This window comes from Winslowiella iniecta, assembly GCF_001267535.1.
GTDB classification, from domain to species: Bacteria; Pseudomonadota; Gammaproteobacteria; order Enterobacterales; family Enterobacteriaceae; genus Erwinia; species Erwinia iniecta.
In genome coordinates, this window is sequence record NZ_JRXE01000023.1 from 59,000 (window position 1) to 79,589 (window position 20,590).

Genomic DNA, 20,590 nt, shown 5'->3' on the forward strand with positions numbered 1-20,590 from the left:
GGATTGAATAATGCTGAGTGAGCGTTTTCTGGACCGTTATAATGAGGAGCTGCGCTTTTTGCGTGAATCCGGTATGCAGTTTGCCGAGCGACACCCGCAGATTGCCCGGCATTTAGGTATGCATGCCGACAGCATTCAGGATCCTTTTATTGAACGTTTACTGGAAGGAACGGCATTCCTCAGTAGCCGGGTGCATGAACGCATTGATAATGAATATCCTGAGTTTGCGCTACAGATGCTTTCCCGTCTGGCACCGCTCTGGTATACGCCGGTTCCGGCGATTGCCACCGTTGATCTGTCACCTGATTTAACGTCACCGCAGTGGCAAAGTTGCGCAGTCTTGCCCAGAGGTAGCGTACTGAAACTCAATGATACGACACTGAATAACAAACCGGCGGTTTTCACCACCGGACGCACGGTTAACCTGCAACCGGTGACGATTTCCCATGCTGAATGCTCGGCTACCCTGTCGGCGCAATTACCGGATGCGGTCGCCAGTTTATTGCAGGGGATACCGGCTTGTATCCGCCTGAAACTGACCACGCACGGGATAAAGCCCTTATCAGAAGTCTCTTTTGACCCGTTGCATTTGTCATTTAGCGGCGATGCGGTGCGGGCTAACCAGTTACTCAGCACGCTGCTGAATCACTGCCAGCATGTGGTGCTGTGGGCTAAAAATAGCGTATTGCCAGTGGTGCAGCGTCTTAGCCCGACCAGCCTGCAGCCGGGCGGCGTAAGTGGCCACGAGTCATTACTGCCTGGCAGTATCGGTGAGTTACCCGGTAGTCGGTTATTACGCGAGTATTTTGCTGCACCTTCGCGTTTTTACAGCGTTGAATTGCATCAACTGAATGCTTTCCTCGCGCAGTGCGGAAATCTGCATGAGTTTGAGCTGATCTTTGCGCTCGATCTGCTGCCGCATACGTTAGTCGATCGTATTAGCGCTCAGGATTTCAGCCTGTTTGCCACACCGATTATCAATCTCTATTCACGCCGTTGTGACCCGGTAGTTTTCGACCCGCACCGTACTGAGCATCAGTTGATCGTGGATCGTTTAAATCCTGCTATGTACGAAATTCATCACCTTAGTCAGGTACAGGGGACGCTGAAGGATGGCGGCAGCCTACAATTTTCGATGCTGCCGGAAGAAGTTTGTTTCGACCAGTATCAACCGCAGGCGGGATATGCCGTGCGCCGTAAAGCGATAGCCTATGACAAAAAATATAAAAAGTCCGCTTTCGGCCACAATGAACTGTTTATCACGCTGTCGTCAGGAAGCTCAGGGGTGTTGCTGGATGAGGTTAAGACGTTATCGGTAAATGCACTGATCTGCGATCGGCATCTTTTTCCGGAACAGTTACAGAACCCGGTTTTTCATGCGGAACTGGCGCTGCCAGTGAAACAGATTAGTTTACTGCGGCCACCTTCAATACCGCGACCGGTACCGGATATCAGCCTGGTGTGGCAGGCCGTGCAGATGGTGTCAGTTAACCCGCTGCGCTATGCCCGACCACAGGTGGCCAATTCCGCCGCGCTATTACGCAACTGGCTGACGCTGTTTAGCTGGCCGGGCGATGTCAGCCACAGTAAACGCATCGCCAGCCTGAGCGATGTTGAGTTTTCACACTGTTTCGAACACTACTGTGGCGCAGGGCCGATTGCGTGGAACCTTGGCGTGACGGCACGCTTAAATCTGCGCGGCGACCATCATGCCGATCAGGGCGCGTTTTTGTTTGGGCGGATTATTCATTATGCCCTGTCTGAATATTGTCAGCTTAATCAGACGTTGCGTATGGCACTGGATATTAATGGCGAGCCAACTGCCCAATGGGGGCCGCTGGGCGATGATGTATAGAATCGATCCGCTTTATCCCAGTGAGATTCATTATCACAGCCCCCTGACTGCGAAATTCGCAGCAGAGGGCACGAGATCTGACAGTGTCGTGCCATTTAGTGGGCTGTCTGAGCGCCAGAATTTTTTTGAAGTACTGCGGCGTATTGAGCGTGATAGCGCCATGCCGGTGCGTTTAGGTGATGTGAATCAGCAGGCTTATCTTGATTTGCGAATTATACAGCCTGCGGATATGTCTTTTGCTTCACGTGAGGTGGTGGATATCAGCCACACGCAGCAGAAAAATGCACCGGCAAAATTAGTCATCACCTGTCGCCATTTCGGCTTATTTGCTCCTTACGGGCCGTTGCCGATTCATATTACCGAACATGCCCGACAAGAGTTACTGGTACAGCGCAGTGGCGCATTCGAGGAGTTTATTAATATTCTTAGCCAGCGCCTTGCGCTGTTTCATTATCGTGCCTGGGCGCAATTACATGTGGCTGTGGGGCATGAGAAGCCGCAGCTGAATGCATTTTTGCAGCACCTGAAACAGCTCAGCGGATTAAGCGAAACCCTTGATGAAGACCCGCATGTGCAACGGGTGAGAAGTCGTTTTAATGCGGCTTATCTGCCAGGACGCCGGGGGCTGAAAACACTGTGTCAAATCCTTAAGCACTATTTTGCGGTGCCGGTATCACTGACACCCCGCCATGCCAGCTGGATTGATGATACCCGGGGCGAGGTGCATCAGCGTCTGGGCTACCTTGGCAAAACGCGAGTGGGAAAGCGTTTTTATGATATTCAGCACAAAGTAAAACTGGTGATTGGCCCATTAGCCTCACCCGAATATATGGCGTTCCAGCGCGGCAGTGAGAAGCTGAATGCACTCATCGCTATCAGTCAGGATTATGTCGAGCATCAATTATTGTTTGAGATCGATTTAATTATTGAAACCACACCTGAATTATCGGGTTTGTTGGGAAAAGCTCGATTGAGTAAGGATGGGTGGCTTAAAGCGACCCATGGTCATTTCAGGAAGAATTTATATTAGCAACAGGGGATTGTGGTGTATCAACGTGAGAGACTTTTTTCCCGACTGGGACATTATGCTTATCAGTCTGTGGCAAAAGCCACCAGGCTTTGCCGTACCTTTCGCCATGAGTATGTCGAATTAGAGCACTGGTTAAAAATAGTGATGGAAAGCCGCGAAGGCGATATTCCGTTGTTGCTGGCTCATTACGACATTAATATAAATAAACTCAATGAGCAGCTGGATAAAATTATTTATCACATGCCAACCCGCACCAGTTCAGTGCAGGATTTATCCGCCCGGCTGGAACAGGCAGTAGAGCGGGGCTTATTAATGAGCCAGATTGGTGACGACAGCGCGGCGGCGGTGCGCACCGCACATATTCTGCTGGGAATATTGCAGGATAAGGACTTACAGCGCTGGTTATATCGCCTGAGTAGCGAGTTTGAAAAAATCCCGACACCGCAGGTGATGACGGAGTTTAGCGCGATCGTGCAAGCATCGTGCGAGCAGGCAGAACTGACCTTTTCGCAGGATACGTTGGTCCAGCACGGCAGTGAACAGAGCAGCGAGATTCTGACGAAATGGTGTAGCGATTTAACCCGCAATGCGCAGGATGGTGAGATTGATCCGGTGGTGGCACGTGACAGCGAGCTACGTCAGGTGATTGATATTTTACTGCGCCGTCGTCAGAACAACCCGATTCTGGTGGGTGAGGCTGGCGTAGGTAAAACCGCGGTAGTGGAAGCGCTGGCCTGTAAAATTGCTGCCGGTGATGTGCCGCCGTCAATGAAAGGGGCGCGTTTACTGTCGCTGGATCTCGGGCGTATGCAGGCGGGATCCGGGGTGCGCGGTGAATTTGAGTCGCGGCTTAAATCATTAATTGATGCAATCACCCAATCCAGTTCGCCAATTATTTTATTCTGCGATGAAGCCCATACGCTGGTGGGGGCCGGTGGGCAGGCCGGTACCGGCGACGCCGTCAATTTACTGAAGCCGATGCTGGCGCGTGGAGCGCTGCGAATGATTGCCGCCACTACCTGGTCGGAATACAAGCAGTTTATCGAGCCGGACGCGGCTTTAACGCGTCGTTTTCAGCGGGTGCTGGTGGGCGAGCCGGAGGAGCAGGATGCCATCAGTATGTTGCGGGCGATTGCCCCGGCCTTTTCCCGTCACCACGGTGTGATTATTCGCGACGCGGCAATTCAGGCGGCAGTCCGTTTGTCGCTGCGCAATCTCCCTTCACGCCAGTTGCCTGATAAAGCCATCAGTCTGTTAGATACCGCCTGTGCCAGGGTGTCATTAAGCCATCATGCCACTCCGCAGCGCATGGAAAAGCTTAATGCCACAATGAATGTGCAGAATACGGAAATCGGTGCGCTGAACGCTGAAATTCCGCTGGGTGGCAATGTGCATGAGCGGCTGAAGGGATTACAGCTGAATGTTGAGAGTGTGGAAGCTGAGCTGGATCGTCTGTCAGTGCGCCGCGAGCGTGAGCAGCAGCTGGTCACTGAGCTACAGGCAACAGAACCGAAGCAACCTGAGCAGATTCGCCAGCTGCTGGAGCAACTGGAAGGGGTGCAGAATCAGGATCCGCTGGTGTATCCGTGGGTCGATGAGCAGGTGGTGGCTGAAGTGTTGTCGGACTGGACCGGAATTCCGGGCGGACGCATGATTCAGGATGATCTCGATAATGCGCTGCAACTGGAAAAACTGTTAGGTGCACGGGTGTTTGGTCAGAAAGTGGCGATGGCAGAAATCGCGCAGGCGGTGCGGATCAGCCGTGCGGGTATTCACCAGCCAGAACGCCCGCTGGGGGTGTTTCTGCTGGCCGGCCCTACCGGTACCGGCAAAACCGAAACGGCCATCGCGCTGGCGGAAGCGATGTATGCCGGTGCGCATAATCTGATTACTTTCAATATGAGTGAGTTTCAGGAGTCGCATGCGGTATCAACGCTACGGGGCGCGCCACCGGGTTATGTCGGCTATGGCAAAGGCGGCAAACTGACTGAGGCGGTACGCCGCAAACCTTATTCGGTGATCCTGCTTGATGAGTTTGATAAGGCGCATCCTGATATTCATGACATCTTCTACCAGGTGTTTGATAAAGGAACGATGGAAGATGGTGAAGGACGGCTGATTAGCTTCCGCCACTGTTTTATTCTTATCACCTGTAATCAGGGCGCCGAAGAAATTGAGCAGGCGATATTGCTTGAGCCAGCGATGCCGTTGGCGCAGCTGCGGCCACGGGTGTATGACGCACTGCAGCGGAAGTTTGCCCCTGCGCTGCTGGCTCGTATCAATATTATTCCCTATTTACCGCTCGGCCAGCAGGCGCTGGTAGAGATTGCGCGTAAAAATCTCAGTAATTTACAGCGCCGGCTGAAAAGTGAAATTAACGCTGATTTTGCCTTTGAGTCAGAGGTTGAACAGTGGCTGGCGAATAGAGTCGTGGCGCATCCTAATAGCGGAAGGGCGGTAGACGACCTGTTACGTCAGACAATATTGCCGGCAATCGGCAATGAAATTCTGCGCCGCAAGAAGAACGACGAAGAAACCAATCATATCCATCTTATTGTTCAGGATGATGAGCTCAGCATGGCTTTTGAGTAACCGCTATTTCCATTGCAGTAACCGGCCTGAATGTATCTGCCATCCGCAGGGTAATGATATTGCCAGAAGCGGGAAAATATTTAATTAAAAAAGGGAGTTTTTTATGTCTCTTCCGTTATCAGAGAGAAGTCGGGTTTTTGCTCTGGAAATTGAGAATGATTATCTGGCAGATGTTCAGGCCTTTCCAGTCAGCTTTACCACTAAAGAGGATGTTTCGCATAATCAGGAATATGTTCTGACCTTTGAGTCGCTATCACCTGATGTCGATCTCGATTCGCTGTTAGGGCAGGTGGTGCGGATTAAAATACGCTATATCAGTGAAGTGTTACCTTTTGCTGCATCAGCAAGTGTTGCTGCATCATCAACAAGAGATTTCGATATCTTCCGCCACCGTCATTATTATGCCTATGTTACCGCAGGCTATGATGATGGTGAAAATGGTGAAAAGCATATTTATAAGCTGGAGCTCAGTACCTGGCTGTGGTTTTTAATGCAGAACCGCAATAGTCGTATTTTTCAGGAGAAAAGTGCCCCTGACGTGGTAACGGATATTTTCTCTCGCTACAGTCAGATTGCCGAATTCAGTCTTGAGCTTGATGGCGACTATCCTCAGCGCGAATATTGCGCGCAATTTGGCGAGACGGATTTTACCTTTGTCAGTCGACTGCTTGAGGAGGAAGGGATCTGGTACTACTTCCGCCACGAGCAGAATAAGCATGTGATGGTGATTACGGACCGACAGACATTTCAAATCATGCCTGATGGTTATGCTGACGTCGCTTATCATCCCATTATTCACAATATTCGCGCGGTTCAGGAAGGTATTCAGGAGCTTAAACGCACGCGCAAAGTTCGGCCTAATGAAATCGTGTTACGCGATTATGATTATTTGCATCCGGGTAATAATTTGCAGGCGGCGGTCGATGAGCCTGGCGGTGGGCTGGATAACGTTCAGCTGGAATGGTACGACTATGCGGCGGGCTACCAGGATGCCCGGCGCGGCGAACATATCGCCCGTTTGCGGCTGGAGATGATGCAAAGCGATCGTCAGTTATTGCGCGGTAAAAGCAGTTCTATGGGCTTGATTGCGGGCTATGCATTTAGTCTGAGCGGGCATCCCGATAGCGCGCGTAATCGCAGTTATAAATTGCTGGGAGTACATTATCGCTATCTGCAAGGCTCTTCGGACAGCAGTAATCGCGCTCTTGCCAGCGGTGAGATCTCCTGCACTCTGACCACACTTAATGATGATGTCGCCTGGCGTCCATTACTGAAAACCCGTCCACCGCGCGTCTCCGGCTTACAAAGTGCCACGGTGGTGGGTACGCCAAACTCAGAGGTCTATACCGACCAGCATGCACGTATTCGCGTGCATTTTCACTGGGATCGCTATAAGAGTACGGAAGCGGACAGCTCTTGTTGGGTACGCGTGGTGCAGGCATGGGCAGGCAAAGGTTGGGGCGTGGTGGCGATGCCGCGCGTAGGGCAGGAAGTCTTAATCACTTATGTTGACGGCAATCTTGACCGGCCAATGGTGACTGGCATTGTTTATAATGGCGAAAATCCGCCGCCCTATAATTTGCCGCAACAAATTGGCCACACCGGTATTGTCTCGCGTTCGTTACAGCATGGCCTGCCACAAAATGCCAGTCAGATTACGCTGGTGGACAACCGGGGTGGTGAGAAAGTTCTTATTCATGCTGAACGTGATATGCAAACGTCGGTTGAGCAGGATCAGTATAACTTAATCGATCGCAACCGCTGGGAATGGGTCCAGGTCATTCATGGCAACCTGTATAACACCCATATTTATTACACCAATATTAATTTTAGCGTTACCGGTTTGGGGGTTCATATGACCGGAGTGCAAGCGGAAGCCAAAGGTTTTCATGCGGGCGTGACAATGGTGGACGTTTTATTTACCGGTGCTAAAACCTCGTTTACCGCTTTAGATACCTCATTTACCACTGTCGGCACCCGCTTTGCCGGGGTAGAAAATAACTTCACCGGTCTGAAAATTTCTGCCACCGGCATCGATAACCTGATGCTGGGTGTACGCAATAAAGCGGTGGTAATGGAAAATGAGTTAGCGGGTAATAAAAATAGTTTTGTCGCATTTAATAATAAATTTATCGGGATGGATAATTCTGCCGTGGTGAACAGAAATACATTGATCGGGGTCGCGAACAGAATCGTTGGTGTCAGTACCGAGCTCTGTGGCATCAATACCGTACGCGCCGGTAATGCACTTAACTTTAACGCCTCGGAGATTAATGTTACCGAAGCCAGGGTCGATGAGTGCGGCAATCTTGTCAGCACCAGCAAGTCGCGCATTGAGAATAATGGCACTGTGGTTAACAGCACCGATTATGAAAACCGAACGGTTGGGTTGTTGTTGATCAATTAAGGAATAAAAATGCGGATTGTAAAACCTCAACAACTTATTTTTCTTAATGGACGATACCAGCTTGCTCAGCAGAGTTATCTGGGTGTCAGTGTGGTGGCGGGAGTCTATTTATCAAAACCACAGCATTTTGCCAATGAGGCGGAAATCTGGGCGGGTTGGGAAAAAGCACCGCTGGCTAATCGGATCATGGATTTAGCCGAGCCGAAACCTTTTGCTGAGTATTTACTGGCGGGACATGCAGGCACGGGAGAACCGGTGACATCACTGGATGTCAGCGTGAGGGTCGGCGAATTGCAGCGGCAATGGCGTTTGCAGGGGGAAGCGAAGCTGGCGGCCATTCAGGTCGAGCCTTTTACGCACATGGCGCTGGATCATCAGTACAGTTATGGCGGTGAAGGGTGTGCGGAAAACCCGACAGGTCGGGGATTTCAGGACGGTCTTTCCCCGCGCTTAATGACGACTGGCGCTGACGGTTTGCCACAGGTTAATTCGCCGCTGGCGGCACCGGTTCCGCTACCGCAACATTTCCATCAGCGTAAAGGTTACCTCGATCGCGTGGCGGGAGAGATGGCTGGCGAAAACTATCTGAAGACCCTTTTTCCGGGCTATCCGCAGCGACTTGATCTGCAATATTTTCAGCTGGCGGCGCCGCAGCAACGTTCTCGTCAGGCGGAATGGCCGGATGATGTGCCATTTGAGCTTCATGGTTTTCGCGCTGGCGGCGCACAGATTCAGGGGCAATTTCCCCGAGTACGCGCGCGGGTATTTTACAGCCTTAAATCGGCGGAGAACCGCTTAATCCCCTTAGCGATGGCACGCAAAACATTGTGGCTGCTGCCGGACAGTGATCTCGGGCTGCTGATATTTACCGCTGCCATTCCACTGGATTATTTATTACAGGAACCGATAGCGACTATGGTGATTGGCTTAGATGCTGTCGACGCGCCGCGCGACGATAAGCACTTTCGTGGCGTGCTAGACAGGCGGCTGGCGAAGGACGGTAGTGATTTTGAATTTCTCTATGATCCCGATCTGATGCCGACGGGAATGGGAATGAATGTGATCAATGCGCGACAGCATAATCCCAATTCACTGCGTTATCGGGCCGGGCCGCGTCAGGATTATCAGGCTTATTTCCTCGATTTACGTCAGAAGCTGAATCAGCATCAGCAGCGAATGGCGGCAAAACAGGAACCGGTGCTGGAAAAAATCCAGTGGGAGGTGTTTCCTCAGGTAAACCAGAAGAGCCTGAACCAGCTAATGTCCGGTAACGGCAACCACTGGGTCGAGGGCGAGATTTTTACCTGCCAGTCGGTAGAGCAATTAAACCCGGCCAATATGCGCTTCCAACAGTGTCAGTTTGTCGACTGTTCATTCTCTGAGATGGTGCTGGATAAGTGCATTTTTGAATATTGTCAGTTTGAGAATTGCACCTTTTCAGCGGTGACATTTAACCAGCTCATGCTGAATAAATGTCGGTTTAGCGAAGGGCATTTCTCGCAGGGGCAGTTTAACCATGTGCAGTTTGAACAGACAAGTTTTAGCCGACTGTGCACTACCGGTTTAGTAAGTCATGGCAGTCAATGGAAAACCTGCCAGTTTGACAAAGTCAGTCTGGAAGGCGCGGCACTGAGAGACAGCCGCTGGGATAACTGCTCTTTCGCGGACTCTGACCTTTCACTGATCAGGCAGCAGGACGGGAAGATCACCGCATCGATTTTTAATCGCTGCCAGCTGCGTCAGGCATATTTCGCCAACAGTAAACTGGATAACGGCTCGATTCTTAACAGCGACTGCCGCGGGCTCTCTTTTAATCAGTGCCAAATTGGCAGCACCACTGTACAGCAGGATTGCTGGCTGGCGGAGGCGAAGTTCGAACACTCGGTGCTGAATCAGGTGGGGCTGCGCGGCGTAATGTTGGAAGGCAGTGAGTTTACCCGCTGCGTGGTGAGAGAAAGCGATTTTGAGCAGGCGCAGCTGGCCAATGCGCGGTTTAGTTTGTGTGATATGTCCGGCGTTCGTCTGAAAGACACCACCATGCAGCATGCGGTGTGGGATCGGTGCAGCCTGCAACAGGCGGTGCTTTATCATGCCAATATCAGACACACGGTATTTCATCGCTGTAACCTGGTGGCCGCCAATCTGTCGATGATTATTCGCGATCGGGAAGAGCCTTTTTCAGAATGTTTGCTGGATGATATTACCTGGTATCCGCTTTATCAGGGTGTGAAAGAGAAGGGATAATCCGTGTCTGAGAATAAGCAGCAAAGTGTATTAAGCAGAATGGTCAATAAAGTTCCTTTTGATATGAGTGAGTTCGATATCCCGGCGGCACCGCGCCAGGTAGAAAAAAAGGATTACCGGCATCGCCGAATTCAGGCCAGCGATAAGGCTGATTGCCGTTATATCGAATGTGATTTCTCAAATGCAACCATTGAGGCATGTAATTTCAGGAAACTAGTTTTTGAGCGTTGTGTAATGGACAACGTTCGGGTTATCGCCTCTAATATTGAAGAACTTTCCTTTATTAATTGCGAAATTAATCAGTTTGTTATGCAGGATTGTCTGGCCAGGCAGTTGCGTTTTCAGCAGGGAGGATTACGCGCCTCTCACTGGCAACGATGTTTAATTGACGGCATGGTGCTGGAGAAAACGCAGATCGCGCAGATGAAAATCAGCGATGTTCAGCTTGCTCACTGGGCGGCGATCTCTTTACCTGCCAGTGATTTCTCTGTCACCGGCGGAAAATTTAATGACGCGAGCTGGTATGCCAGCCGTATTGAGCAGGGGCAGTGGCAGGGGGTTGAAATTCAGCGCATGTCGATGAGCCAGTGTGAGATTGAAGATATGCTCTGGCAGGACATCAGCGGTAGGCATTATATCTGGAACCAGTGTGAGTTAAATCGCGCCGGACTGAGCGGACTGAGGTTAACCGGCAGTAGTTTTTACTGTTCGCGCCTGAATAATTGCGATTTCAGTGACAGCCATCTGACCCATGGTGTTTTTAGCGGTTCCCGGTTAAGTGATTGCCAGCTGGCTGGAGCCGATATGACGGCATGCCAGGCGGATGATGCGCAGTTAGTTCGCTGTAACCTTGAGCGGGTAGTCATGGCGAAAGCAAACATGGTTGGCTGTAGCCTGCATCACTGTCGTCTGGCGGGCGGCGATCTTTCACAGGCCGATTTGCGTGCGGCGGAGGTGTCGACCACGCCATTACATGAGGCCGCCGACACTGTGGGGATTCGTTTGCATGGGGCAACGCGTGCGCCAGCCGAACAAACTGCGGTAAAAGAAGAGCCGGTGCTGATCACCGTTGATGCCTGGTATCAGTATTACCAACCAGGAATTCCGTCAGATTCGCCGTTATCATCGCATGTCTTACCGGGAGGGAGCCGCAATGTCTAGAATGTTACCCGCAGGTGCGCCAGCAAGAAACCATCCGTTGCCGTTCAGAGATGATTCACTGGCCTTTTGTACACTTCCCTCCGGCACGCAGGTGGTGGCTGAAATTAAAACCGATAACCAGGGCAAACTGTATCTGGCGGCCTGGCCGAACTATGAATTGCATGTCGCGACCAGCTGTTTATTGAAACCGCTGGAAGGCGATCGTGTCAGAGCGACCCTTGATCAAAAAAGATTATTTATCACCGATATCTTATGGCGACGGCAAAGCGGCGAGCTGGAATTAAACAGCGGGGAGCATACCTTACATATTATTGCGCCTGAGCTGATTTTAAACGGCGGCAAAAAAATCGCGCTGAAAGCTGAAAGCATTTCGCTGTTTTCCAGAACCTCGCGCTGGGTTGCTGAATGTATGAATCAAATGACGAAGCGTTGGTTTCTGCAAGCGGATGATGCTCACCGTAAGATTAAATTTAATGAAAATGTTGAAGCCGAAAATATCACTTACCACGCCGAAGAAATGCTGACAGTCAACGGGCGTATGACAGCGATCAACGGTTCTGCCGTGGTTAAGGTTGAGGGTAGTCAGATTCATATGGGGTGAGAAAATGCCGTCAGTCAATACCAATGCGGGAGGGCTCAGTACATCAGGAAGTGATGTGTTGAGTTTAGGATTAATTATTGTCGTGGCTGAAAATACCTTACCTAATAGCAGTGGCGCGGTTAACGTGCCCAATGTACTAATTTGTGGTGGATATGTTCAGACATTATCAACGCAGTTTTGTCACAGTGCGACTAAGGGGGCGGGGGTGGGTATTTGTTCCGCCACTCACTCTGGTAAAGGATCGCATATGATGTCTTCCAGCGTATTGATTATAAAAGGAAATGGTGCAACCTATCTGGGCTGCGCGGGTATCACTAATTCCGGCAACACCGCCTGTATTCAGTCCACGCCTGGACAATATACCGTTCATGTTAATCGTTAATATGAAGAAGTTTAGTCTTATTTTGTTGTCGTTAATGATGAATACTGGCTGCAGTTATTTTTCTGGTCGCGCAACCGAGCAGGAGCCGTGGACTGTCGAAGTGAAACTGACTGTCGCTCAGCAGGTGAACCCTGACGCGGCGGATAATCCACAACCGGTCAGAATCTGTATTATAGAAACGCGCAGGGCGGGATGGTTACCCCAGCAGCTGTATGAAGGAAGAATTTGTGAAGGACTCAGTGCTTCGGCAGACGTGGTGAATTTCGAACAATATATTCTGGCGCCGGGGCAGACCAAAACCTACAAAACGATCAATCAGGATTACGATAGCGGCAGCCGCTGGGTGATTGTGGGGGCTGAATTTCAGAGAGGTATCGGTAAGTATTCGCTTATCGAAAGACATATTCCCCCGGACGGGGATTTTAAAATTGACGTGGTTGCTGAAAACACCTCGCTAACTTTTTTATAAAATAAATATCCTGCATTTCAGGGCGGAGCTAATGTGCCTGCAACATGAAATATCAAGGGTATAAATATGGAATGTTGATATGTTGCCCACACAGCGTGTTGCTTGGGTTGAAGGAATGCTAATGGAACCACAGCATTTCCAGCAGCAAGAGCGTTATTTAGAGAACTTAATTTATGCTCAGGCGCGGAGTTTTGGCGCTTATACCTGGGGTATCTGTGAGCTGGAGATCGACGAGGGGCTATTCGAGCAAGGAAAGCTGGCAATTAAACGTGCGAAAGGCATTTTTCCTGACGGCACGGTTTTTGATATGCCGGCGCAGGACCCTTTGCCATTACCGCTGGAAATGAATGACAGTTATCAAAATAAAATAATCTGTCTGTCGGTGTTATCCGATATGCCCGGCAATCCGTGGATTGATTTGACGCGTGGTAACGGTGGCAGCCGCTACCGTGCCATTGATACTGAGATTCAGGATCGTAATTTACTGCAACAGGCTGAAGGAAATCCACGTAATGCCATGCTGCAACTGGGTCAGTTGCAGCTGCGTCTGAGCCTGCGTGACAACCTCAGTGCCAATGAATCGATGCTGCCGCTGGCGATGATAGGCGAACGAACCGCCGAGGGTAGTCTGGTGTTAAACAGCAAAGTGCTGCCACCGATGCTGGATTTTCGCGCCACCGGCTGGCTTAACAGTGCCGTTTCCGAGTTGCAGGGGCTGATCTCGCTACGCCTGAATACGGTACGGCTACCCGATGCCCACTACGCCGGTGGCGGGATGTCAGAAGTGCTGGAGCTGATGCTGGTTCAGCTGCTCGGCGAGTACCACCTGGTGCTGACGCATTTATTGCGCCGTCCGCGCGTACATCCTGAAGAGCTGTATCAGCTGTTGCTGGGGTTACTGGGGCGTCTGTGCATTATTCCGGGCAGTGAGGCCATTCGCGAGCGTAACGATCTGCACTACAACCACGAACGTCCGGATATTGGCTATTTTCAGCTCTTCGCGGCGCTGCGTCGCGCGCTGTCTCTGGTGATTGAATCTCCGGCGGTAGCCATGCCATTTAAAAGTAGCGGCGATAATCTGTATCTCTGTCAGAACGACGGACAGCTGCGGCTGGACAGATTGATCTTTGCCGTCAGTGCCGATATACCGGCAGAAGTGCTGCGCCGTGACTTCCCGGCGCAGATTAAGCTGGGGCCGGTTGAGAAAATCGTTAAGTTGATCGATTTACAGCTGCCAGGGGTGCGGATTGCGGCACTGGGCGCGCCACCGCGTCATATTCCTTACTATCCCGACAGTGTCTACTTTGAGGTTGATCCTGCTGACCAGCTGTATAAAGAGATGATGGCCGGTGCGGCAATTGCTTTCAGCGTGGTGGGGGATTTTCCGGCCCTGCGCTTTGATGTGTGGGGACTGAGGCCGGGGAGAGGGCGATGAATGAGTTCGAACAAAAGATTCGCGATGCCATGTCCTCCTCACGCAATGGGCTGCAACAAATAAATGGCATACTGAGCTCGCCGGTGGTTCAGGCTTCGGTGGGGGGAATGGCAGCCTTTGTCGCCACAGCACGTAATGGCGCGGACGACAGTCGGGCGGAAGGGTTTGCCAGTAAGGCAGAAGAAACGCCGCTGTTTCATCCGGGGGCGGTGGCGACTGGCGGCGAGAGTTACGTTTCGACACCGGCGCGTAAGGCGGTGAAGCCAGCTGCACTGACGCGGCCGGGCAGCCTTGCCGGTAACTGGGCAAACCCTTGTGTCGCCGCCGCGATGCCTGCGCTGCTGATGATGGAGCGCATCCGTGCACAGCAAAGCATTGATAATCTGTCGATTCGTGCTCAGATGTTAAGAGAGCTACAGCATTTTAGCCAGGTTCTGCTTAAACAGCAGATGCTGCCGGAAGACGTTCGCCGCATGTCTTACCTGCTTTGTACTTATCTGGACGGCATGTTCGCTGAACTGCGGGAATATGGTTTAACGGCGATGAACCTGCTGATTGAACTTCATCGCGACTCCTGGGGCGGTGAAAAGTGTTTCGATGACCTTGATTATTACCTGCAAAACCCGCATCAGTTTCGTAATATCCTCGGATTATATCATCTGATCTTATCCATGGGCTTTAAGGGAAAATATCACGTACTCGAAAGAGGGGACGTATTATTAGCGGATCTGTTTATTCGCCTTAATACCACGCTATATGAAAAAGGATTTACTCAGTCGCTAAGCCGGGTCAAGACCAATGCCGTTACTGGCTCGTTGACATTATTCACTCCGCTGAAAGTACTGAGCTACGGATTATTAGTCTGTCTGATGGTTTATGGGGGGGGATCGTTTTTGCTGCATGATAAATCACGCGAGATCCGCAATGCCATTATGGTATGGGAACCGCCGGTGCCGCGTAAAATTAATATTATGGAAACCTTGCCGCAACCGCTGCCGGCCATTTTAAATGAAGGCTGGCTTGAGGTGCGCGAAGACCCACGCGGCTGGTTATTACTGTTTACCTCCGATGGCGCATTTCGTACCGGTAAATCAGTGCTGTCACCTGAATTTGTCAAAAAACGCAATATTGAGCGTCTGGGAGAAGCACTGGCCGGCTGGCCGGGCGATCTGGAAGTGATCGGCCACACCGACGCGCAGCCGTTCCGCAATAACGCCTCCGGCGATCCGAATATGCGGCTCTCACAGGAGCGCGCCAGTATGGTGGCGGAGAAGCTGAAAGAAGGCACGCTGGTGAACAGTAAATATCAGAGAAATATTGTCGCCGTGGGTAAAGGAGATACCGAGCCACTTGCGGATAACAGTACGGATGAAGGCCGCCGTAAAAACCGGCGTGTTGATATTCTTTGGAAGGTTGGAGAACGCAGCGAAATTAAAAATAAAATGACAGAAAGTCATCTCAGTGAGCAGACTCCTGGTTTATTAAACAATAAAAAGTCGACAGCAACGTCTGCCCGTTAAGTGGAATGATATTATGATTCGTAGAACACTGGTGGTAGTTGTCGCCATCGTTTTAAGCCTGCTGGTCTGGTGGGTAGGGCCGCTGATTGCGATAGGCAATTTTTATCCGATGATGTCGGTGCTGGTGCGCGGCATTATCATTGCGCTGATATTAATTTGGGCGCTGTGGCCGGTGGTAGCTTCAGCCCTGGGATATTTATTTCGGCAGTTTCGCGCACCGAAAATCAGTAACAAAAAAGTCCGTCAGCATGACAGAGTGTCTGCGCGTTTTTTTGATGCCACCCGCACGCTGAAATATATCGGCATTGCGGAACAAAAAACGCTATGGCGACGTTTACGTTACCGGATGAGAAATGATTATCTGAATGAAAAGCCCTGGTTTTTAATTATGGGACCCTCTGGTTGTGGTAAAACCTCACTGGTTAACGAGAGCGGCAAACGCTTTTTATTATCTGAGCAATATGGCTTCACCCAGACTGCGGATATTGGTCCAACCCGCGATTGTAATCTGTGGCTAACGGATAACGCGGTATACATCGATACCGCCGGGGAGTGGACTCAGTTACATGGTCTGAGTGATGAAGCCAGTAAAGCGCAGGGGCGGCTATTCTCGCTGATTCGTCGTTACCGCCAGCATCCGGGCATCGACGGTATGGTGCTGTGTCTCGACGCCAGCGGGTTGTTACATGCCTCCTTAACCGAACGCAAATCGCTGGCGGACACGCTGCGCGCCCGTATGCTGGAAGTGGCGTCCTGTTTTCGTAACGATATCGCCGTATATCTGGCGATCAATAACCTCGATTTATTACCCGGTGGCAGCGCATTTTTATCGGTGATCGGCGAAGAGATTCTCGCTCAGGGGATTGGTTTTACCATTGTGTCGGACAGCGCTGGCAAGGTGGATTTTCCGCAAAGTGATGCGGAGTACAGCTATTTGCTGGCGCGGGTCAGCCGCTATGTGCAGGAGATTCTGCACTCCACGCACAGCAGTGAACTACGCCAGCAACTGCTGTTCTTTACTGAGTCACTCGGTAATCTGCGTAAGCCATTGTTTAATCTCCTTGAGCAAATCGTTCCGCAATCACCGGTTGGCTACTCGGCGCAGGTGCGTCAGATTTGGCTGGGAAGTACGCAAGTGGCCGATGCGCCACTGATTGAGCTGGAGCCGCGCCCTGTCGGCCATCTCTATTCCCCGATGCTGGACAATGCCATTCTTGAACGTGGCGCACTCAATTCCCGGGCGTTACCGTTGCGCGATCGTATCGGTCGCACCCTGCGCTATGCGCTGGTGCTGCTGCTGCTGGCGTTTGCCGTCAATATGCTGGCGACCCGTTATTTATGGGAGGAGGAATATATTGCCTGGGTGAGTGCCAGCTTCGATGAGACCAAGAGGATGGTGCGCGAAATTCCGGCCACCAATCGCATCAGTGACGATCTGATTTCCGCCTACGAACAGCTCGGTTATATGAATGCACAGCTATCAAACAGTGCTTCCATGATGATCAATCCTTATTTCGAGCACCGGTTGATCAACCAGCAGGCTGAACAGACTTATCACCGTCACCTGTTTAAATTTTTCTGGCCAGCGCTGGAGCGGTATGTCTCCGAAGAGATGGAAAAAGACATTTTATCCAGTGATGCTGATGTTTATAACACACTGAAAATCTATCTGATGATGGGTAAACCGGAACACCGCTCAGCGACGGAACTTGAAAACTGGTTTTTAGCCCGCTGGAGTCGTTTTGCTCCTCAGGGGTATTCGGATGCCGATAAGCGGCTATTCGGCCTGCATTTACGCACTATTTTTAAAGAGAGCCTGCAAGCCGAAGCGCCGGTAACCAAACTGAATGCTGAGTTGATCCGTATGGCGCGCGTCAAGGCGATGGCCATTCCAATCCATGCCCGTGTGTTACAGAATTTGAAAAGCAAGGTTCCGTCCAATATTGAAAACATCTCGCTGGCGAGTGCGGCCGGAGCCAATGTTTCGCTGATGCTACGGCGCAAAGGTCAGGCAACCGTCACCGATATGGCCGTGCCGGCATTTTATTCCCTGGCCAGCTACCACGATGTGTTTAAGCCTCAGCTTAACAGTGCCGTGACCTCAATGATTCAGGAAGAGGCGTGGGTATTACGCGACAGTGATGGCAAAGCCGATCAGGCCAGAACCCTGGATTTTGGGCAAAAGCTCAGTGATGAAGTGCGTAAACTCTATCTGCTGGAATACGCCGACAGCTGGGAGTCATTCCTGAAGGATATTCATGTCCGCCCGGTCAGTAATCTTGATGATGCTGCTTTGCTGGCACGGCAATTTAGCGATCCCTCATCACCGCTGGCTAATTTACTGCGTTTTGTCACCCGACAAACCGGATTGAGTAATTCCGACAGCAATGATGTTTCCGGTTGGGTCAGTAAGCGCCGAATGGAGCTGGAAAATGCCCGGCGCGATATCGTTGGTGAGATTTCCGGTGAACGCTCGCGTTTTCGTATCACCCCCGAAAAGTCGCTGGAGCAACGTTTTGAAGTGGTGCGGCGTCTGGGCACACAGCTGATGCAGGCCGGCAGCAGCAACGACCCTTTAGCGCGTGGTTTCGAAGAGTTGTACAACCAGCTCTCCTCACTGGCCGTGTCGCTGCGTGCCGGGGAAGTGATGCCGCAGAACTCGGCGATTAGCCGGTTACGTATTGCCGCAGCTCAGCAACCGGAACCGGTGCGCAGCATTATGACGGATCTGCTGGAAGTCGGTAACGATCAAAGTTTGCAGCAGAGCCGCAATAACTTAAATAACAGCGCCGCAACTTTTGCTACGGATGTGTGCAAAAACGTATTGTCCGGACGCTATCCCTTCAATCGCCGAGCCAGGGATGAAGTCGGAATTGGTGATTTTGCCCGGATGTTCGGCCCTGCCGGTTCAATGAAACGCTATTTTGAACAGCATCTGGCGCCTTATGTGGATAACACCGCCGGTAAATTACGCATTCGTGAAGGAAGTCGCGGGCTGCTAAGTGCCAGTACTCTGAAAGCATTTGAAAACGCAATGATGATTAGCGATACCTTCTTTAACGGTGGCGATAAGGTCTCTTTCTCGCTGTATCTGCGTCCGCTCTCGTTGTCACCGAATATTATGGAAGCGGTGCTGGATATTGATGGAGAGGTGATTCGCTATAGCCACGGCAGTATTCAGCCGGTCGCCGTGCAGTGGCCGGGAAAAAATGGTGGTGCTTATGTTCGTCTCTCTTTCAAGGATATGAACGGCAAAATTGAATCAGTCAGCTTTAATGGGCCATGGGCGCTGTTCCAGCTGTATGACAAAAGTAATCCATTGCAGATAGATAGCGACCGCCGTGAGCTGACCATGGGCATTGCATCGATCAGCGGATTTTTCAAAATGGAATTGCGTTCGACAATGAATGATTTCCCTCTCTGGTCCCGGGCGTTGAGCCAGTTCTCTTGCCCTGGTTAATGCATATAATGGAGTCCCTATGTTAGATCCTAATAAATTACTGGCAATGCTGACTGATTTAAACAGCATGGCGCAGTCGACACAAAGTTCTCTGTCGCAAAATTTCATGTCGGGCGTTACGGGTATGAATTTAAATGGCAGTGCGGAAATGGAAAAAATGATGTCGATGATGAGCGACATCAATCAAAAAGCCACGGCTAATATGAGTGGCATTATGCAGGAATTTCAGCAGAAAGCGGATATGCAACAGCCGAGTGCGCAGCCAGCAACGGAAGGCAGTAATGATGAGAAGCAAGCTGACCCGGCGGCGCCACAAATGAGTTTTCCACAGGGGGCAATGGATTTCTTCTCCAGTTTGCAAAGGAAATAATAATTAATTATTAACCAGCTCAGTTATGAGCTGGTTAATCTTGTCGTCCAGACAGAGGTAAACGGTTATAGTCATTCTCGCTAGACTCCCGCACTGACCTTTTTTCGCAGAAAATCCTTGGTATTATCACGTAACCACTTATGCGGCGGTGAGTTATCATGGCGCGGGTGCCAGGCCTGAATGATATTCACTTCGGGGAGTGTTATTTGTGGTTCGAACGCAATAACATCAACGTTAAAACTCTCAAGTGCATTGAGAAAAAAGAACGGCACCACGGCCAGTGAGCTGGTACGCATCACCGTTTCGATAGTAGAAAAGTAACTGGGATTAATGCCGACGATTTTACGCTGAAAACCTTGTAGCGTGAATAAACTGTCAACATCATCATTCAGTTTACTACGCGTGCTGATAAAACCAAAGCTGGCTATGTTTTCAAGGGTTTTATTCAGCCGGAGGATCTCGTGATTCTTATTGGCAACAATGATGCACTTATCCCGGTGTATCGTGCGAATTTTAATCTCCGGGCTAAGCTTGCGTGACTCGCCGATGTACAGGTCAATATTATCTTTACGTAAAAAATCGGCGGCGCCGTGGTCGTACGAGAAATCAAGCACCACATTGGGTTCTTTATCCTGCATCTCGTCGAGAAACCCAGAATTCAATAGTGAGATAAGTAAATCGTTCGAGACGATATTGAACATCAAGGATGCGCTTCCGGCATCAAACGAGAGGTTATGATTGAGCACGGCATCAATATTTTTGATCAGATTATGAATTTGTGGTTTTAATTCGACGGCTAAGGGAGTAAGTATCAATAAGGAGCCAGAACGAACCAGGATTTGATCCTGAAAAGCCTCTCTCAATTTATTCAGTGACTTACTAATAGCAGGAGGTGTGACATTTAATTTCTTTGCCGCTTTACTGACGCTACACTCCTCCAGCAAAGCATCGAGAACTATTAGCAAATTCAAATCTGTGCGTGGCATATCAAATCAAATCCTTATGTTGATACATAAAATTTTAAAGGTAATCCGGTAGTCCATAATGGAGGGGACTGCTTTTTA

The 20,590-nt window shown here is 50.6% G+C and carries 14 protein-coding genes; 13 read left to right on the plus strand and 1 reads right to left on the minus strand.

The window, feature by feature from the left end; all coding sequences use genetic code 11:
• Positions 1-10 precede the first annotated feature (10 nt).
• The 13 genes from tssF to NG42_RS16135 all read left to right on the plus strand — a co-directional run bounded on the left by tssF (position 11) and on the right by NG42_RS16135 (position 19,526).
• A complete protein-coding gene (tssF, locus tag NG42_RS16080; RefSeq protein WP_052900715.1) occupies positions 11-1,855 on the plus strand; it encodes a type VI secretion system baseplate subunit TssF in 1,845 nt (614 codons plus the stop codon).
• 88 nt (positions 1,856-1,943) lie between these two features.
• Positions 1,944-2,885, plus strand: a complete 942-nt coding sequence (gene tssG / locus NG42_RS16085) for a type VI secretion system baseplate subunit TssG (protein WP_241488367.1) — start codon at positions 1,944-1,946, stop codon at positions 2,883-2,885.
• 15 nt (positions 2,886-2,900) lie between these two features.
• Positions 2,901-5,477: a type VI secretion system ATPase TssH gene (tssH, locus tag NG42_RS16090; RefSeq protein ID WP_052900717.1), complete on the plus strand. Its 2,577-nt coding sequence runs from the start codon at positions 2,901-2,903 to the stop codon at positions 5,475-5,477.
• Positions 5,478-5,580: 103 nt separating this feature from the next.
• A complete protein-coding gene (locus NG42_RS16095; protein WP_053115915.1) occupies positions 5,581-7,884 on the plus strand; it encodes a type VI secretion system Vgr family protein in 2,304 nt (767 codons plus the stop codon).
• A gap of 9 nt (positions 7,885-7,893) precedes the next feature.
• Entirely contained in the window at positions 7,894-10,128 is a 2,235-nt protein-coding gene (locus NG42_RS22130) for a DUF2169 family type VI secretion system accessory protein (protein ID WP_072133264.1), read from the plus strand.
• A gap of 3 nt (positions 10,129-10,131) precedes the next feature.
• Positions 10,132-11,289 carry a pentapeptide repeat-containing protein gene (locus NG42_RS16105; RefSeq protein WP_156322198.1) on the plus strand — a complete coding sequence of 386 codons (1,158 nt, stop codon included), beginning with the start codon at positions 10,132-10,134 and terminating at the stop codon, positions 11,287-11,289.
• On the plus strand, positions 11,282-11,890 hold the full coding sequence (locus tag NG42_RS16110; RefSeq protein WP_162231032.1) for a DUF3540 domain-containing protein: 609 nt from the start codon (positions 11,282-11,284) through the stop codon (positions 11,888-11,890). The genes NG42_RS16105 and NG42_RS16110 overlap by 8 nt, the downstream gene beginning before the upstream one ends.
• Positions 11,891-11,894: 4 nt before the next feature.
• Complete coding sequence (locus NG42_RS22715; protein ID WP_156322196.1) at positions 11,895-12,272, plus strand: PAAR-like domain-containing protein; 378 nt, start codon at positions 11,895-11,897, stop codon at positions 12,270-12,272.
• Positions 12,259-12,741 (plus strand): type VI secretion system lipoprotein TssJ, encoded by a 483-nt coding sequence (gene tssJ, locus NG42_RS16115; protein WP_162231033.1) that lies wholly within the window; start codon positions 12,259-12,261, stop codon positions 12,739-12,741. The genes NG42_RS22715 and tssJ overlap by 14 nt, the downstream gene beginning before the upstream one ends.
• A 79-nt stretch (positions 12,742-12,820) precedes the next feature.
• Entirely contained in the window at positions 12,821-14,176 is a 1,356-nt protein-coding gene (tssK, locus tag NG42_RS16120; RefSeq protein ID WP_052900729.1) for a type VI secretion system baseplate subunit TssK, read from the plus strand.
• Complete coding sequence (gene icmH / locus NG42_RS16125; RefSeq protein WP_072133263.1) at positions 14,173-15,696, plus strand: type IVB secretion system protein IcmH/DotU; 1,524 nt, start codon at positions 14,173-14,175, stop codon at positions 15,694-15,696. The genes tssK and icmH overlap by 4 nt, the downstream gene beginning before the upstream one ends.
• Before the next feature lie 13 nt (positions 15,697-15,709).
• Positions 15,710-19,156: a type VI secretion system membrane subunit TssM gene (gene tssM, locus NG42_RS16130; protein ID WP_052900731.1), complete on the plus strand. Its 3,447-nt coding sequence runs from the start codon at positions 15,710-15,712 to the stop codon at positions 19,154-19,156.
• A 19-nt stretch (positions 19,157-19,175) separates the two neighbouring features.
• Positions 19,176-19,526 carry a DUF6277 family protein gene (locus NG42_RS16135; protein WP_052900734.1) on the plus strand — a complete coding sequence of 117 codons (351 nt, stop codon included), beginning with the start codon at positions 19,176-19,178 and terminating at the stop codon, positions 19,524-19,526.
• 80 nt (positions 19,527-19,606) lie between these two features.
• Here NG42_RS16135 and NG42_RS16140 read toward each other — a convergent pair whose 3' ends face one another.
• The gene (locus NG42_RS16140) at positions 19,607-20,512 is read right to left on the minus strand and encodes a LysR family transcriptional regulator (protein WP_052900740.1); all 906 of its coding nucleotides are present in this window, start codon (positions 20,510-20,512) and stop codon (positions 19,607-19,609) included.
• Positions 20,513-20,590 lie beyond the last annotated feature (78 nt).

Bases quoted from the DNA above. Each gene is read 5' to 3' on its own strand.
- tssF (WP_052900715.1), top strand. From the start codon at position 11: ATGCTGAGTGAGCGTTTTCTGGACCGTTATAATGAGGAGCTGCGCTTT.
- NG42_RS16095 (WP_053115915.1), top strand. From the start codon at position 5,581: ATGTCTCTTCCGTTATCAGAGAGAAGTCGGGTTTTTGCTCTGGAAATT.
- NG42_RS22130 (WP_072133264.1), top strand. From the start codon at position 7,894: ATGCGGATTGTAAAACCTCAACAACTTATTTTTCTTAATGGACGATAC.
- NG42_RS16110 (WP_162231032.1), top strand. From the start codon at position 11,282: ATGTCTAGAATGTTACCCGCAGGTGCGCCAGCAAGAAACCATCCGTTG.
- NG42_RS22715 (WP_156322196.1), top strand. From the start codon at position 11,895: ATGCCGTCAGTCAATACCAATGCGGGAGGGCTCAGTACATCAGGAAGT.
- tssJ (WP_162231033.1), top strand. From the start codon at position 12,259: ATGTTAATCGTTAATATGAAGAAGTTTAGTCTTATTTTGTTGTCGTTA.
- tssK (WP_052900729.1), top strand. From the start codon at position 12,821: ATGTTGCCCACACAGCGTGTTGCTTGGGTTGAAGGAATGCTAATGGAA.
- icmH (WP_072133263.1), top strand. From the start codon at position 14,173: ATGAATGAGTTCGAACAAAAGATTCGCGATGCCATGTCCTCCTCACGC.
- tssM (WP_052900731.1), top strand. From the start codon at position 15,710: ATGATTCGTAGAACACTGGTGGTAGTTGTCGCCATCGTTTTAAGCCTG.
- NG42_RS16135 (WP_052900734.1), top strand. From the start codon at position 19,176: ATGTTAGATCCTAATAAATTACTGGCAATGCTGACTGATTTAAACAGC.
- NG42_RS16140 (WP_052900740.1), bottom strand. From the start codon at position 20,512: ATGCCACGCACAGATTTGAATTTGCTAATAGTTCTCGATGCTTTGCTG.